The sequence below is a fragment of the Mesorhizobium sp. M1E.F.Ca.ET.063.01.1.1 genome (assembly GCF_003998155.1).
GTDB lineage: Bacteria > Pseudomonadota > Alphaproteobacteria > Rhizobiales > Rhizobiaceae > Mesorhizobium.
In genome coordinates, this window is sequence record NZ_RZSC01000092.1 from 1 (window position 1) to 13509 (window position 13509).

Consider the following 13509-nt stretch of genomic DNA (forward strand, 5'->3'; position numbering starts at 1 on the left):
GGTCCGGCAAGCAGCATCACCGGCGTCACCTCGGCGCCAGTGTGGCGCGACGCCAGATGCGCCAGATATTCGGTATGACCGGGAAAGCGAAAGCCGGCATCGTAGAGTGGCTTCTTGGCGATCGGACAGGTGACCACCGCGGCGGCGTGGCCGGCGAGGCAGTCGGCGACGGCGCGGTCGATCGCCTCGATGGTGCCCGCGGCATTGGCCGGGTTCGGTTTTCCGGGGCTGTCCTGATGGCGGGCATGAAGCGGCACCACGGGCAGCGCGCGGGGAAAATGATGCACCGCTTGCCCCGGCAAGGTTTCGACGATCGCCACGGCAGCACCGGTCTCACGCGCGCGGGCCTCGATCAGGGCCGGGTCGGCGAGCAGGTAGAAAGGCGGCACGCCGGCGCTGTCGCCAGCCTGCCAGGCGGCGATGGCGATCTCGGGCCCGACGCCGGAAGGATCGCCGACGCTGAGCGCCAGCGGCGCATCGGTCCTGCGCATGTTCATGTCATCCTGCGCGGTGCCGTGCCTGCTTGAGGGCAGGGCAGCGGGCTGCAGCCTTGTTCTGTCACGCGCCAAAACCCCGCCGGTCTAGAGCAATTCCAGGAAAAGTGCGAAGCGGTTTTCCGTCCGGAATTGCGGAAAAGCAAATACTTAGAGCAATTCCAGGAAAAGTGCGAAGCGGTTTTCCGTCCGGAATTGCGGAAAAGGGAATGCATGGAGCAATTCCAGGGAAAGTGGGAAGCGGTTTTCCGTCCGGAATTGCGGAAAGGAAATGCATGGAGCGGATCGGCGCAAAATGCCGAACCGCTCTAGCGTTCGACGATCTTGGCCTTCTTGCGCAGTTCGTCGACATATTTCTTGCTGAGCTCGTCGGCGTCCTTGTCGTTGCCGCCCTCTGCCTGGAACACCATCTGCGCGGCCTTGTCGTCGGAAACCTCGCGCGAGGAGCATATGCCGATGAATTCGACGCCGCGCTCGGTCTCGCGCGTCGGCGTCGCGCCGCCGACCTTGGTCGCCTTGATCTGCTCAGCCCAGTCGGACGGCAATTGCGGTGCCAGCACCCGGCCGAGATCGCGCACCGTGACGTCCAGCAGTCCCTTGGCGAATTCGCGTGTGGTGTTGCAGCCGTTGAAGCGGGCGCGCATGGCATCGGCCTCGCGCTTGCGCTTGGCGAGCGTGGCGGCGCGCTCGGAGGCCGGCACGACGAAGATGACCTGCTGCAGCATGTATTCCATGGCGGTCGGCTTGGAGCCGCCCTTGTCCAGCATGCGGCGGACCGCGTCCTGCTCGGTCACCGAACCGCCCTCACCGGAACGGTAGCGTGCGCCAAGCGCCTGGTTCCAGGCCATCTGCGCGCGGATGAATTCCTTGAAATGCTCCTTGGTGACACCCGATTGCGACATGACCGCATCGAGCTTGGCCAGCGGCATCTTGTTGTTGGAGGCAAAGCGCTGATAGGCGGCGTCGACCTGCTGGTCGGTGATGCGGATGCCGAGCCGCTTGGCCTCGGCAAGGCGCAGCGTCTGGTCGATCATTTCCTGCGCCGCATCGCCTTTCTTGCGCTGCAGTTTGAAGAATGCGGCGCGGTGCGCGATGTCGCCGGTGGTGATCGGTATGTTGTTGACGACATATTTGATCTGGCTGGCGAAAGCCGGCGGCGCCATTGCCGTGATCGAAACCGAGGTCGCAGCCACCAGCAGCGCGAATCCTGCCGAAAACAGGTATTTCCTCATCTCACCTTCCCAATTCTTATCCGCCACGACGGCGCGGCACGTCCTCCGAACGCATGCGCTATGTGGTCGACCCCATGCCCGTCCTATGCGGCGAAACAATGTCGCCGGCGCATGACCCGGGAATCAAACCCATTTTCGGAGGATCATGCGCCAAATCAAGGCCCACATATCGTCCCGCGCCGAAGCGGCGCGCAACACGGTGGCCCGCGCCGGCCTCCGCTTACTGGATCGTGTCGACGGCGGCGGTCGACGAGCCGAAATCGCCGAGCGTGCGGAACGACAGGTTGAAGCCGATATTCTGCGACACTTCCTTGGTGACCGTATCGCGCGTTTGCGAGAACGTCATCACATAGGTGAAGCAGGAATCGTTGTAGGCGAAGCCGACACCGTCCTTGACCAGGACGCTTGTCTGTAGATCGTAGGTGCCGGTACCGAAAACCCGCCAGCTCTCCGCCAGATGCGTCGAGGCGCCGAGCGTGACCTCGTGGCGGTCCGTGGTGAAGCCGTAGAGCGGTTGCGCCTGGATGAAGGCATATTTGGCGCTCAGCGAAACCGGCAGGCCGGAATAGGCGGCCTTGACCTCCGCGCGCCTGACCTCGAAGGTCTGCTCGTCGAAACGGCCGCTGAGCGAGCCGGAGAAGCCGCTCGGGCTGTTGAAGCCGACAAGGCCGACATAGTCGGATTTCGCGGTCTGCAGGCCCGAATAGGCGCCGACATTGACGAGGTCCGGCGCATCGAACGAGTTCTCGCCGCCCAATTGGTACGACTGGCCGAAGATGGCGTTGGTGCCCCAGCCATTGTCGTAAGCGCCGGAATAGCGCACGCCGACATTGGCCCGCGTGCCGCCCTCTATGCGATCATAGCCGGAGAACTTGTCGCGCTCGAACAGCGTGGTGGCGTCGAAGACGAAGCTCTGCGCGTCTTCGTTTGGAACCGCGAGCCCACCGACATACTGTTCATTCGGGCGCACGAAAACCTGCGCCGTCGGCTCCAGGATGTGGCTGGAGTTCGGCATCGAGAACAACAGCGGCCAGCGCATTTCCAGGCCGAGGGTCGCCATGTAGCGGGCGAGCGAGGAGCGCATGTCGACGTTCTCGCCGAGATTCGCCGCCATCTGGTTGACCGCGGCCAGCGAGGCGGAAGTCTCCGAGTTGTATCCGGTGTCGCCGCGCAGCGCGAGCAGCGGCGTGAGCTGCAGGCCGCCATCGGTGGTGAAGGTGCGCTTCCATTCGGCTTCCGCCGTCAGCCGGCTGGATTGGCCCTCGAGGCCGCGCACGTTGTTGGTGGAGGTCGGATCGCCGGCATCGGCCAGCACCGCGTCCAGTCGGTCGCGGCTGATGACGCGGGCATTGACGTTGAGCGACAACTGGCCGCCGGCCACCGACGTGTCGGGGATATAGGCGTAGTCGAACGACGGCAGTACCCAAGGCTGCTTCGCGGCGCGCGCCGTCGGATCGCTGGACAGCGTGTCTTCCTGCACCTCGAAGCGCATCGCCCTGACGTCGAAATAATTGCGGTCGCTCAGGCCCGTCAGGTAGACCGACGACTGGTGGACGAGGTCGCCGTAGCCGTCGATGTTGTAGGTGCGTGAAAAGTTCTTGTCGGTCTGCAGCAGCACGTCCCAGCCGAAGTTCCAGCGCTCGTTGATGGCGAACTGGCCCTTGGTGCCCATCATGCCGCGGAACTTGTTGGGATCGCCGGGCTCTCCCGAATCGACCGTATGGCGATTGCCAGTGCCTATGAAGGCGTCGGGATCCTGCTGCTGGATGCCGGCGATCTTCAAGCTGTACTCGCCGTTGTTGAAACGCTGGCGCCATTCGGCCTCGCCGAGGAAGCCCTGCTTGGTGTAGCCGGTGCCGGTGACGGTTAGGTCATAGGTCGGCGAGAGGGCAAAGTAGTAGGGCACCTTCACGCCAACGCCGAGGTCGGTGTTGTAGACGATACCCGGGATCAGGAAACCGCTCTTGCGCTTGACCGTCGGGTCGGCGATTTCGAAGGCTGGCAGATAGGCGAGCGGGAAGCCGAAGAACTCGAAATTCGCGTTCTCGAAGCGAACCGTCTTCTTCTCGCCGTTCCAGATGATCTTTCTCGCCTTGACGCGCCAGGTCGGCGCCTTGTCCGGCTTGTCCTCGCAGGGCTCGCAGGCGGTGTAGACACCGTTGTGGAACGTCGTCAGCACGCCGCCCATGCGTTCGGCGCTTTCGGAAGCGAAATAGGCATCGTTGACGGTCTGGACGCGCAATGCGTTGACGAAGCCGTCGGCGAAGTCGTCAGTGATGTCGATATGGTCGGTATTGATCTTGGTGCCGTCGCTGTTGATCAGCTCGACGGCGCCGCTGGCGACGAGCCGCTTGGTGTCGCGATTGTACTCGACGCGCTGAGCGACCAGCTTGTTGCCGCCATAGTCGATCTGCACGGCGCCGACGGCGGTCACGGTGTGGTTGTCGTTGTTATAGACGAGCGTATCCGCGGCCAGCAGCATCTGCGTGCCGGAGGGAACAGGCTTAGCCGTGATGTCCTGCGCCAGCGCCGGTACCGCCGGTACCGCGCAAGCGAACAGACATGCCAAGGCGGTCGCCCCATAGAGGCGTGCCAAACCGGCCTGCCTATGGCTGCGCAAACCAGCCTCCCTCACTAGCCGTCTTCCTTGTATAGCAGAAACGTCACCCCGAAGAACATAGCCACGACAACCGGAACCCATGCAGCCACCACTGTAGGCACGAATCCGGCGACCCCGAATGCCTTGACCAGTACCGAAACGACATAAAGCAGAAAGCCGGCCAGGACGCCACCCAGAATCATCGTCGCCGACTGCCCCATTCGCGCAAATCGCATTGAAACCGTTGCCGCAATCAGCGTCATGGCGACGAGGAGGAACGGCAGCGCCACCAGCGAATCAAACTGCATGGCGAAGGCATTTGCCTTGAGGCCGAAGGATCGGGCAACCTCGATCTTGCCAGGCAACTCGTAGAACGGGATGGTTTCCGGGCGCGCCAGGCGCTCCTGGACGAATTCCGGCTTGAGGTTGGTCGGCACGCGGTCGGAAGCCTCTGGACGGATGGTACCGTCCTTGAACACCTTGACGTCCTGCAGTTCCCAGTAGCCGTCGCGCAGGAAAGCGCGCGCCGCGTCCTTGCGCTCGACGATGTTGCCCTTCTGGTCCAGCACGAAGAACACCGCGTCCGCCATCTCCAGGCCCTGGTTGAGGATGGCGCGGGCGCCGATGATGGTGTCGCCGGAGCTGGTCTTCTGCCTCAGCCAAGGTGTCGCATCGGAGGGAACGGCGTTCGATTTTCCGGCCCGCAGTTGATTCTCCATCTGCTCGGACCAGGAGAAGCCGTGCGCAGCGATCGGATTTAGCACACCGACGGACAGCACGCCGAACATCAGCGCGCCGACGCAGCACGGGAACAGGAACTGCCAGGCGGAGACGCCGGCCGAGCGCGCGATGACCAGCTCGTAGCGGCGGTTGAGCGACACCAGCGTCGCCATCGCCGAGAACAGCCCGACGAATGGCACCGTCTGCAGCATGATCATCGGCATCCTGAGCGCCGAAATGGCGAAGGCGGTGCCGTAGGTGAAGCCCGGCAGCCCGGTCGTGCGGCCCGAAAGCTCGGTGAAATCGATCAGGAACACCAGCGCAAGCAGGCCGAGGAAGAACCAGACGGTGATCGTCACATAGCGAAAGAAGAAATAGCGGCCCAGCGTCCAGCTCATCGTCAGGCTCCCTGGCCGGCGCCGCGCCGGGCGAGGCGCAACTTGAGCGCGGTCCAGCCCTCGCTGACGCGGCCGGCAAGGTTGGTCATCCAGTCGGCCCAGGCGGACGGCAGTTCCATGCTGCGCGAGGAGACGATGAACCAGACGGAGACCGCCGACGCCACGATCGGCACAGCGTAGACCAGGTAGGCGTAGTACCAGACCTTGTCGGCCTTGCCGGCTGCGAAGAAACCGAGCCAGCGCACGAACAGCGCGATTGCGATTGCCGTGATCAGCGGATGGATGCGCGCCTCGCGATGCGAGCGCGCGTCGACGGCCACGGCAAGCGCGATCAGCGCGAACACCAGCGAATAGGACCATTCGGAGAAACGCTGATCGATCTCGGCCCGGTAGCCGCCCGGGTTGCGCTGGTACATCCTGTCGTTGGGATCCGGGTTGAGCAGGTATGGCGTCGTCCGGTCCTTGGGCAGCAGCGTGATTTCGTTCGCCGCCGACATGAAGGCCGACAGGTCGAAGGCGTAGGAGGTGAAGCGGATGACGGAGAGGTCGCCGGTCACCGATTTGCGGTTGATGACGCCGTCATTCATCATCAGCACCTTCTCGTCGCCTTTTTCGACGATGCTGCCGGTCTTGGCGTAGTAGGTGAGGTTGGCGCCTTCCTCGCGCGAATCGGCGACGAAGATGCCGCCGAGCTTGTTGTCGGGGAGCCGTTCGCCGATCTGCAGGTATAGGCCGTCGTCGATCTTGCGGAACGTGCCTTCCTGGATGATCAGCGACAGAAGATCGGCGCGCGAGGCTGCCACCAGCTGGCGGTTCTTTTGCCTTGCGTAGGGATCGACGCCGTTGTCGACGGCAAAGGAAAAGACGCTGGCCGCAAGCGCCAGCAGGAGGATCGGCCGCGCGATCGTCCAGCGCGAGGCGCCGGCGGCGTTGATCACCGCGAGCTCCGAATCGGTGTTCATGGCGCTCAGCGTCTGCGCCACCGCGACCACCAGCGCGAACGGCACCACGATCGGAATGATCGACGGGATGATCAGGGCCGCGACTTCGAAGAAGGTCAGCGCCGACTGGCCGCTGTCGGTGACGAGGTCGATCTTGGCAAGCACCTGCGTCGTCCACACGATCGCCAGCGTCCAGACCAGCGCCGCCAGGAACATCGCGGTGGTGCGACGCATGATGTAGCGTTCAACGACCTTCATGAAGGCTTTTCTCGATTTTGCCGAACGGCATCATGCCCGCCGACAAGGTAGTCATCCGGCAGGGCCTGCACAACCAGGTCCATAGGCGGCTCATCTGGTTTGTCGCTCCACGCCACGCGCCCCGGCGCGGCGGAGTGTCTGCGCCAATGGATAAAAAATGCAAAACATTGATGGTTAACAGTAGGTTGCGGCAGGAAGCTTACATCTTGCCGCGACGAATCCTTCGTTGGTTTCGGCGCCGATATAGACAGCGATTTCGGCCGAAGTCTTGCCAAATGGCTGAAAACGACCAAATGTCGCGCACGCTTGAAAGCCGGTTCGCGGCGCCTCACCCCGAAAGCAGGATCTGATGACTTCGAGACCTTCGATTGCCTTCGCCAAATTCGCCGCGCCCAAAAAAGGCAGCGTCTTCGTGCTTGCGGCCGACGGTGGCGGGCTTGGCGAGGCCGCGAAGGCCTGCGATCCGGCGGGTGCGCTTGCCCGCGCGTTTCCGGTCGCCGATTTCTCCGGCAGGTTCGCGAACTCGGCCGAGGTTCTGGCGCCGGAAGGGACGTCGGTCGACCGGCTGGTCGCGATCGGCGCCGGCAAGGTCGCGAATCTCGGCGACCATGCCTGGCTGAAGCTCGGTGGCGCCGTTGCCGCCTCGTTGCGCAAGGCTGCGGAAGTCGCCGTGATCCTCGACCTGCCTGAACTTCAGCCGGACGGCAGGCAGGCGGCGAACCTTGCCGCGGGCATCCTTCTGCGCAGCTATGGCTTCGACAAGTATAAGACCAGGAAAGAGAGGGAAAACGGCCAGCCTGAAGCCAAAAAGGCCGAAGCGGCGAAGCCCGCCAAGATAACCATCCATTGCGCGGATCCCGCCGCTGCGAAAAAAGCCTTCGCCAGCGAAGAGGCGGTGATCGACGGCGTGCTGCTTGCGCGCGATCTCGTCAACGAACCGGCCAATGTGCTCGGCCCCGTCGAGTTCGCCGCCCGCGCCAGGGAACTGGAGGCGCTCGGCGTCGCGGTAGAGATCCTCACCGAGAAGGAGATGAAGAAGCTCGGCATGGGTTCGCTGCTCGGCGTCGCGCAAGGCTCGCCGCGCGGCGCCCGCATGGCCGTCATGCAATGGAAGGGCGGCAAGGCCAAGGACGCGCCGATCGCCTTTATCGGCAAGGGCGTCACCTTTGACACCGGCGGCAATTCGATGAAACCGGCCTCCGGCATGGAGGACATGAAGGGCGACATGGGGGGTGCGGCCGCCGTCACCGGGCTGATCCATGCGCTGGCCGCGCGCAAGGCCAAGGCCGATGACGCCGTCGACGGCCACGCGCAGCGGCCGGGCGACATCGTCACCTCGATGTCGGGCCAGACCATCGAAGTGCTCAACACCGACGCCGAAGGCCGCCTCGTGCTCGCCGATGCGCTCTGGTACGCCAACGACCGCTTCAGACCGAAATTCATGGTCAACCTGGCGACGCTTACCGGCGCCATCATGGTTGCGCTCGGCCAGCACTACGCCGGCCTGTTCTCCAACAATGACGAGCTGGCGGGCAGGCTCTTCGGCGCCGGCCAGGCGACGCAGGAGCGGCTGTGGCGCATGCCGCTCGGCGCCGAATACGACAAGCTGATCGATTCCAAGAACGCCGACATGAAGAACATCGGCGGCCGCTACGGCGGCGCCATCATCGCCGCGCAGTTCCTGCAGCGTTTCGTCAAGGACACGCCCTGGGCGCATCTCGACATCGCCGGCACTGCGATGGGCGCGCCGGCGAGCGAGATCAACCAGTCCTGGGGCTCGGGCTTCGGTGTGCGGCTGCTCGACAGGCTGGTGCGCGACCACTACGAGGGGTAAGGCTTGATAAATTCGCTCCACCGGCCATCTGCCGCGGTTTTCTCCGCTTCCGGTGCTCACGGACCTAAAAGTCCGCTTCGCTCCGGTTCTCGAAAACCACGTCATACGACTCGGCGGAACGAAATTTCTCGAAGCCTTCCCTGGCGAGCGGCGTAGCGATGGCCGACATCCTCTTTTACCATTTGACGGAATCGACACTCGAGGAGGCCTTGCCAGGGCTCCTCGAGCGCAGCGTCGAACGCGGCTGGCGCGCCGTCGTGCAGACTGGCACCGAGGAGCGGCGCGACGCCCTCGATCAACATCTGTGGACGTTCCGAGACGATTCCTTCCTGGCGCACGCCACCGACCGCGAAGCCTATCCGGCCGAGCAGCCGATCCTACTTACGACGGGCGAGGGCAACCCCAATGCCGCGCAGATCCGTTTCCTCGTCGATGGCGCGACCCCGCCCGAGCTTTCCGGCTACGAGCGTGCCGTCTTCCTGTTCGACGGCCATGACGCGGCACAGCTCGAAGGCGCGCGCGGCCACTGGAAGACGATGAAGGAAGCCGGCCACGCCGTGACCTACTGGCAGCAGACGCCGGACCGCCGCTGGGAACGCAAGGCTTAAGGAACGCTGCCCCGATTCTCTAGGGTTTGGTCGCGTCCCTGCGCCTGCAAATAAAGCCACAGCGCCTCGGCCACCGGGCCGTGCGGCCGGTCGCGCCGGCGCACAGCCGCCACGGTTTCGGTGCGGCCGGGAATGTGCCTGCCGGCGATCGAGATCAGCCGCCCGTTGCTCAATTCATCCTCGATCAGCCACTCAGGCAGATGGCCCCAGGCCAGTCCGTGCAGGATCAGCTCTTTCTTCATCATGTGGTCCGGCGTCGAGCAGGAATGCGCGCCGTCGAGGACGAAAAAATTCTCTGTCGACGGACGCCGCGCCGTGTCGCGGATCACGCACTGGGTGAATGGGCGCATCGCCTCCGGCGTGATCTCGCGCGTGTCTTGGAATGGCAGGAACCCGGGCGCCACCACGGGCACGAACGCGACCTCGCAAAGGTCGATCCGTTCGAGATGTGGATCGGAAGGATTGGCGCGATGGAAAATGAGATCGACCTCGGCATCCATCAACCGTTCGACCGGCCCGCTGATCGCTTCATATTCCAGATGCAGGCGCGTGCGGGTCCGCTCGGCGAAGAAGCGGCTGAGCAGGCCGAGAATTCTGGGCCGAGGGCAGACGTCGCCCATCACCACACGCAGGAAGGTTTCTTCGCCGCTTGCCAACTGGCCTGCGTAGCTCTGAAGATGTTCGATCTCGTGTAGCGCCAGCCGGGCGCGGGCATGGAACTGCCGGCCTTCATCCGTCAGGCTCACCCGATAGCCGCTGCGGTCGAGCAGGGTTAGGCCGAGTTGTTCTTCCAGTCGTGCGACCGCAGCGAAGACGGAAGGATGCGTCCGGCTCAGGACAACCGCGGCGGCCTGAAAACTGCCCTCGCTCGCCACAGCGTCGAAGCACCTCAGATCGTGGAGCTTCAAATCGTGCATTGTCGTAACATCCTACAGAGACCGTCGAATCATAGTAATTTTCTTCGATAGTAACCAGACCTAACGTCCTCATCGAAACGACGCAGGACGACCTCCCGCCTGATCAAGATGAGGACCAAAATGACCGAAACGCTTCATTTCACGGCGGGCGACGGCACCCGTATCGCCTACAGGTTCGACGGCCCGGAAGACCGGCCGGTGCTTGTGTTGTCCAATTCCATCGCCACGACCTTCCATATGTGGGATGGCCAGGTTGCTGAACTCGCCAAATCCTTCCGCGTGCTGCGCTACGATTTTCGCGGCCATGGCGGTTCCGACGCGCCGGCAGGAGCCTATTCGCTCGACCGGCTGGGCCGCGACGTGCTGGAACTGCTCGATTTCCTCGGGATCGAGCGCGTGCATTTCCTCGGCCTGTCGCTCGGCGGCTTCGTCGGCCAGTGGCTGGGCGTCCATGCGCCGGAACGCATCGAGCGCTTGATTCTCTCCAACACCTCGCCGCATCTCGGGCCGGCGTCCTATTTCGACGAGCAGATCCGCAACGTGCTTGCGGCAAGCGACCTGTCGGCCACGGCGGACATGTTCATGCGCAACTGGTTCCCGGCCTCGATGCTTGGCGGCGAGAACGAGACCGTCGAGGACTTCCACGCCGCGATCCTGGCAATGTCGCCGCAAGGAATTGCCGGATGCTTCGCCGCCGTGCGCGACCCCGATCTGCGCCGCCCGATCTCGCTGATCACCGCGCCGACGCTGGTCATAGGCGGAAAGGACGACAAGGTGACGCTCGCCAGCCACAGCGAGGCGATAGCCGCAGCAATCCCCGGCGCCGAGCTCGTGCTGCTCCCGGGCGTTCATCTGCTCAATGTCGAGCGCCGGGCGGAATTCATGAATGCAGTCACGCGCTTCCTCCAGGCGGACTGACCCGAACTCAGCCGCGCTAGCCTCATGAACATCGCTATCGACCGCATTTTGGTTTAGATAAACGCGAGTTCACGCATGGGGGGAGGATGCGGATCAGGATCGTCGGAACCGGCAGGGCGGTGCCGGCAGAGTGCATCACCACGAGCGCGCTGGAAGCGAGGCTGGGCCTCGGCCAGGGCTCGCTCGAGGCAGCCACCGGCGTCACCGAGCGCTATGTTTGCGCGGCCGAATCGCAGATCGACCTCGCCTGTGATGCTGCGCGTCTTGCACTCGACGATGCCAGGCTCGAAGCGAACGCCCTCGACGTGATCATCGGCGGTTGCGGCGTGCCTTACCAGCCACTGCCGGCGACCGCGCCTTTGGTCATGCAGCGTCTTGGCCTTGCCGACGGTTCGGCCGCCGCTTTCGACGTCAACAGCACATGCCTTAGCTTTCTCACAGCCTTCGATACCGCCGGCCGCATGATCGAGGCCGGGCAATGCGAGACGGCGCTGGTATTTTCCGCCGAAGTCGCCTCGCGCGCTCTGCCGTGGCGCGAGGCACCTGAAGTCGCGGCGCTCTTCGGTGACGGCGCGGCGGCTGCCGTGCTGCGCAGGGCCGGACCTGGCGAGGGCAGGGTGGCGGCGAGCCTGATGCGCACCTATCCGTCGGCCTGGGAAGCTTGCGGCATCGGTTCGGGCGGCACCCGTTTCGACTTCCAGAAGGAACGGGAAGAGTTCGCCCGCCACAGCCTGTTCCACATGGACGGCAAGGAACTGTTCCGGCTGACCTCGCGCCATTTCAACGGCTTTGTCGATGCTTTGCTGGAGCGAGCCGGCTGGCGACATGACGATGTCGACCTCGTCATCCCGCACCAGGCAAGTCCGTTGGCACTTGCGCATATGGCGCGCCAGACCAGCTTCGCGCCGGAAAAGCTCGTCGACATCGCGGCCCGCTTCGGCAACCAGATCGCCGCCTCCATTCCCTTCGCGCTCGATGTCGCGCGCCGCGAAGGCCGGGTGGCGCCCGGCATGAAGCTGCTCTTCCTCGGCACCTCGGCTGGCGTGTCCTTCGGCGGCATGGCGCTGGAGGCCTGACGATGGTCGTGCTCGTCACCGGTGCCAGCGGCTTCCTCGGCTCCCATGTGCTCAAGCGGCTGGCCGCATCGGGCACCCTGGCGCTCGGGCTTGGCCGCGACACGGCACGCTGCGCGGCGCTGGAGGCCGCCGGCCATCGCATCATCCGCCATGATCTTACCCAGCCGCTCGACGGCGCGCTCGATCCGCGGCTCGGCAGGGTCGAACGGATCATCCATTGCGCCGCGCTCTCTTCGCCCTTCGGCCGGCTCCAGGATTTCGTAGCGGCCAATGTCACTGCAACGCAGAACCTCGTCGATTTCGCGATCCGCCAGCGCGTCAGCCGTTTCCTCCACATCTCCAGCCCGTCCGTCTGCTTTGCCTTCCGTGACCAGCTTGGCCTAAGCGAGGACGCCCCCTTGCCCGAACCGGTCAACCACTATGCCCGCACCAAGCGCGAGGCGGAGAGGATCGTGCTCGCCGCACCAGCCGCCCATCCGGTGGTGCTGAGGCCACGTGGCATCTACGGCGCCGGCGACCGCGCGCTGCTGCCGCGCCTCATCAAGGCGGCGAAAAGCCGGCCGCTGCCGCTGTTTCGCGACGGCCGCGCGCAAATAGATCTCACCCATGTCGACGACGTCGTCGATGCGGTGATGGTGGCACTTGCCGCACCCGGGGAAGCCGAGGGCCAGATATTCAACATCTCCGGCGGCGAGGCGCTGCCGGTGCGCCGCGTCGCCGACGAGGCCTGCGCGCGCGCCGGGCTCACGGCGCGCTGGCGGCCGATGCCGCTGGCGCCGGCCATGCTCGCGGCGGGCCTGATGGAAACGGTGGCGCTCATGTTGCCCGGCCGACCCGAGCCACCGGTCACGCGTTATGGGCTCGGCCTCTTCGCCTATGGCCAGAGCCTGGATCTCTCCAAGGCGAGATGTGTGCTCGGCTGGGTGCCCAAAATCTCGTTCGGGGAAGGGCTCGACCGCACGTTCGGCGGGGCCATGCCATGAAGATCGTCTTCGCCAACAGCGCCTGGGTGAATGCTGTCGAGCGGCTGATCCTGCGTAGCGGCGGCTGGCGCAGCGTGCGGCTCCGGGTCCGCTACGGGCTTATCTTTCATCCAACGGAAGGTGCGGTGCTGATCGACACCGGCTACACCCCAGAAGCGCTGACGGGCGAGGGACGCAGTCGGAGGCTGCGCCTCTACGGCGCGGTGTTGAAACCCGAGCTCAACGGCGCCGAACAGGTCTTGCCCATGCTGAAGCGCTTCGGTCTTTCGCCGGACGACATCCGCGCGGTCATCGTCACGCATTTCCATGCCGATCACATTTCCGGCCTCCCGCTGTTTCCCAAGGCGCGCTTCATCGCCAGCGATGCCGCCTGGGCGCGGGTCAAATCCCGGACGCCCCGGCAGAACCTCCGCTACGGCGTCTTCACCGAGCTCTTTCCGGCAGATTTCGGGGACCGGCTCGATGGGCTCTCCACAAAGCGGCAGATCGAGGCGCAGGGCGACGTTCCGGGCGGCGCGGACCTCTTCGGCG

General features: G+C 64.5%; 12 protein-coding genes. 6 read left to right on the forward strand and 6 right to left on the reverse strand.

Going from position 1 to position 13509, the window contains the following annotated elements; all coding sequences use genetic code 11:
- From EOA29_RS10175 to lptF, 5 genes are all read right to left on the reverse strand, one after another.
- On the reverse strand, positions 1-491 hold a 491-nt coding region (locus EOA29_RS10175; RefSeq protein WP_189478857.1), incomplete at its 3' end, for a 4-hydroxythreonine-4-phosphate dehydrogenase PdxA.
- Positions 492-802: 311 nt separating this feature from the next.
- Positions 803-1726 carry a peptidylprolyl isomerase gene (locus EOA29_RS10185; protein ID WP_126094833.1) on the reverse strand — a complete coding sequence of 308 codons (924 nt, stop codon included), beginning with the start codon at positions 1724-1726 and terminating at the stop codon, positions 803-805.
- Between the two features lie 220 nt (positions 1727-1946).
- Entirely contained in the window at positions 1947-4361 is a 2415-nt protein-coding gene (locus EOA29_RS10190; protein WP_189350180.1) for an LPS-assembly protein LptD, read from the reverse strand.
- A complete protein-coding gene (gene lptG, locus EOA29_RS10195; RefSeq protein WP_126094831.1) occupies positions 4361-5443 on the reverse strand; it encodes an LPS export ABC transporter permease LptG in 1083 nt (360 codons plus the stop codon). Before lptG ends, EOA29_RS10190 begins: the two co-directional genes overlap by 1 nt.
- A 2-nt stretch (positions 5444-5445) precedes the next feature.
- Positions 5446-6642 (reverse strand): LPS export ABC transporter permease LptF, encoded by a 1197-nt coding sequence (gene lptF, locus EOA29_RS10200; protein WP_126094830.1) that lies wholly within the window; start codon positions 6640-6642, stop codon positions 5446-5448.
- 349 nt (positions 6643-6991) lie between these two features.
- Here lptF and EOA29_RS10205 point away from each other — a divergent pair, with 349 nt between their 5' ends.
- Together EOA29_RS10205 and EOA29_RS10210 are read left to right on the forward strand one after the other, a co-directional pair.
- The gene (locus EOA29_RS10205) at positions 6992-8476 is read left to right on the forward strand and encodes a leucyl aminopeptidase (RefSeq protein WP_127220850.1); all 1485 of its coding nucleotides are present in this window, start codon (positions 6992-6994) and stop codon (positions 8474-8476) included.
- A 158-nt stretch (positions 8477-8634) separates the two neighbouring features.
- Positions 8635-9084, forward strand: a complete 450-nt coding sequence (locus tag EOA29_RS10210) for a DNA polymerase III subunit chi (protein WP_126094828.1) — start codon at positions 8635-8637, stop codon at positions 9082-9084.
- Here the strand turns inward: EOA29_RS10210 and EOA29_RS10215 are convergent.
- Positions 9081-10001, reverse strand: coding sequence for a LysR family transcriptional regulator (locus EOA29_RS10215; RefSeq protein ID WP_126094827.1), 921 nt, complete (start codon positions 9999-10001; stop codon positions 9081-9083). The two genes, EOA29_RS10210 and EOA29_RS10215, sit on opposite strands and share 4 nt — an antisense overlap.
- Positions 10002-10121: 120 nt before the next feature.
- Here EOA29_RS10215 and EOA29_RS10220 point away from each other — a divergent pair, with 120 nt between their 5' ends.
- The 4 genes from EOA29_RS10220 to EOA29_RS10235 form a co-directional block, all read left to right on the forward strand.
- Entirely contained in the window at positions 10122-10919 is a 798-nt protein-coding gene (locus EOA29_RS10220; RefSeq protein ID WP_126094826.1) for an alpha/beta fold hydrolase, read from the forward strand.
- An 86-nt stretch (positions 10920-11005) separates the two neighbouring features.
- Positions 11006-11995, forward strand: coding sequence for a 3-oxoacyl-[acyl-carrier-protein] synthase III C-terminal domain-containing protein (locus EOA29_RS10225; RefSeq protein ID WP_126094825.1), 990 nt, complete (start codon positions 11006-11008; stop codon positions 11993-11995).
- A 2-nt stretch (positions 11996-11997) separates the two neighbouring features.
- Positions 11998-12978: an NAD(P)-dependent oxidoreductase gene (locus tag EOA29_RS10230; RefSeq protein ID WP_126094824.1), complete on the forward strand. Its 981-nt coding sequence runs from the start codon at positions 11998-12000 to the stop codon at positions 12976-12978.
- Positions 12975-13509 (forward strand): MBL fold metallo-hydrolase (locus tag EOA29_RS10235; protein WP_127220851.1); only part of this gene is annotated, 535 nt, incomplete at its 3' end. The genes EOA29_RS10230 and EOA29_RS10235, both read left to right, overlap by 4 nt.

Excerpts from the sequence above, each read along its gene's own strand:
- lptF (WP_126094830.1), bottom strand. The coding sequence starts at position 6,642 with ATGAAGGTCGTTGAACGCTACATCATGCGTCGCACCACCGCGATGTTC.
- EOA29_RS10225 (WP_126094825.1), top strand. The coding sequence starts at position 11,006 with ATGCGGATCAGGATCGTCGGAACCGGCAGGGCGGTGCCGGCAGAGTGC.
- EOA29_RS10215 (WP_126094827.1), bottom strand. The coding sequence starts at position 10,001 with ATGCACGATTTGAAGCTCCACGATCTGAGGTGCTTCGACGCTGTGGCG.
- EOA29_RS10220 (WP_126094826.1), top strand. The coding sequence starts at position 10,122 with ATGACCGAAACGCTTCATTTCACGGCGGGCGACGGCACCCGTATCGCC.
- EOA29_RS10210 (WP_126094828.1), top strand. The coding sequence starts at position 8,635 with ATGGCCGACATCCTCTTTTACCATTTGACGGAATCGACACTCGAGGAG.
- EOA29_RS10185 (WP_126094833.1), bottom strand. The coding sequence starts at position 1,726 with ATGAGGAAATACCTGTTTTCGGCAGGATTCGCGCTGCTGGTGGCTGCG.
- EOA29_RS10205 (WP_127220850.1), top strand. The coding sequence starts at position 6,992 with ATGACTTCGAGACCTTCGATTGCCTTCGCCAAATTCGCCGCGCCCAAA.
- EOA29_RS10230 (WP_126094824.1), top strand. The coding sequence starts at position 11,998 with ATGGTCGTGCTCGTCACCGGTGCCAGCGGCTTCCTCGGCTCCCATGTG.
- lptG (WP_126094831.1), bottom strand. The coding sequence starts at position 5,443 with ATGAGCTGGACGCTGGGCCGCTATTTCTTCTTTCGCTATGTGACGATC.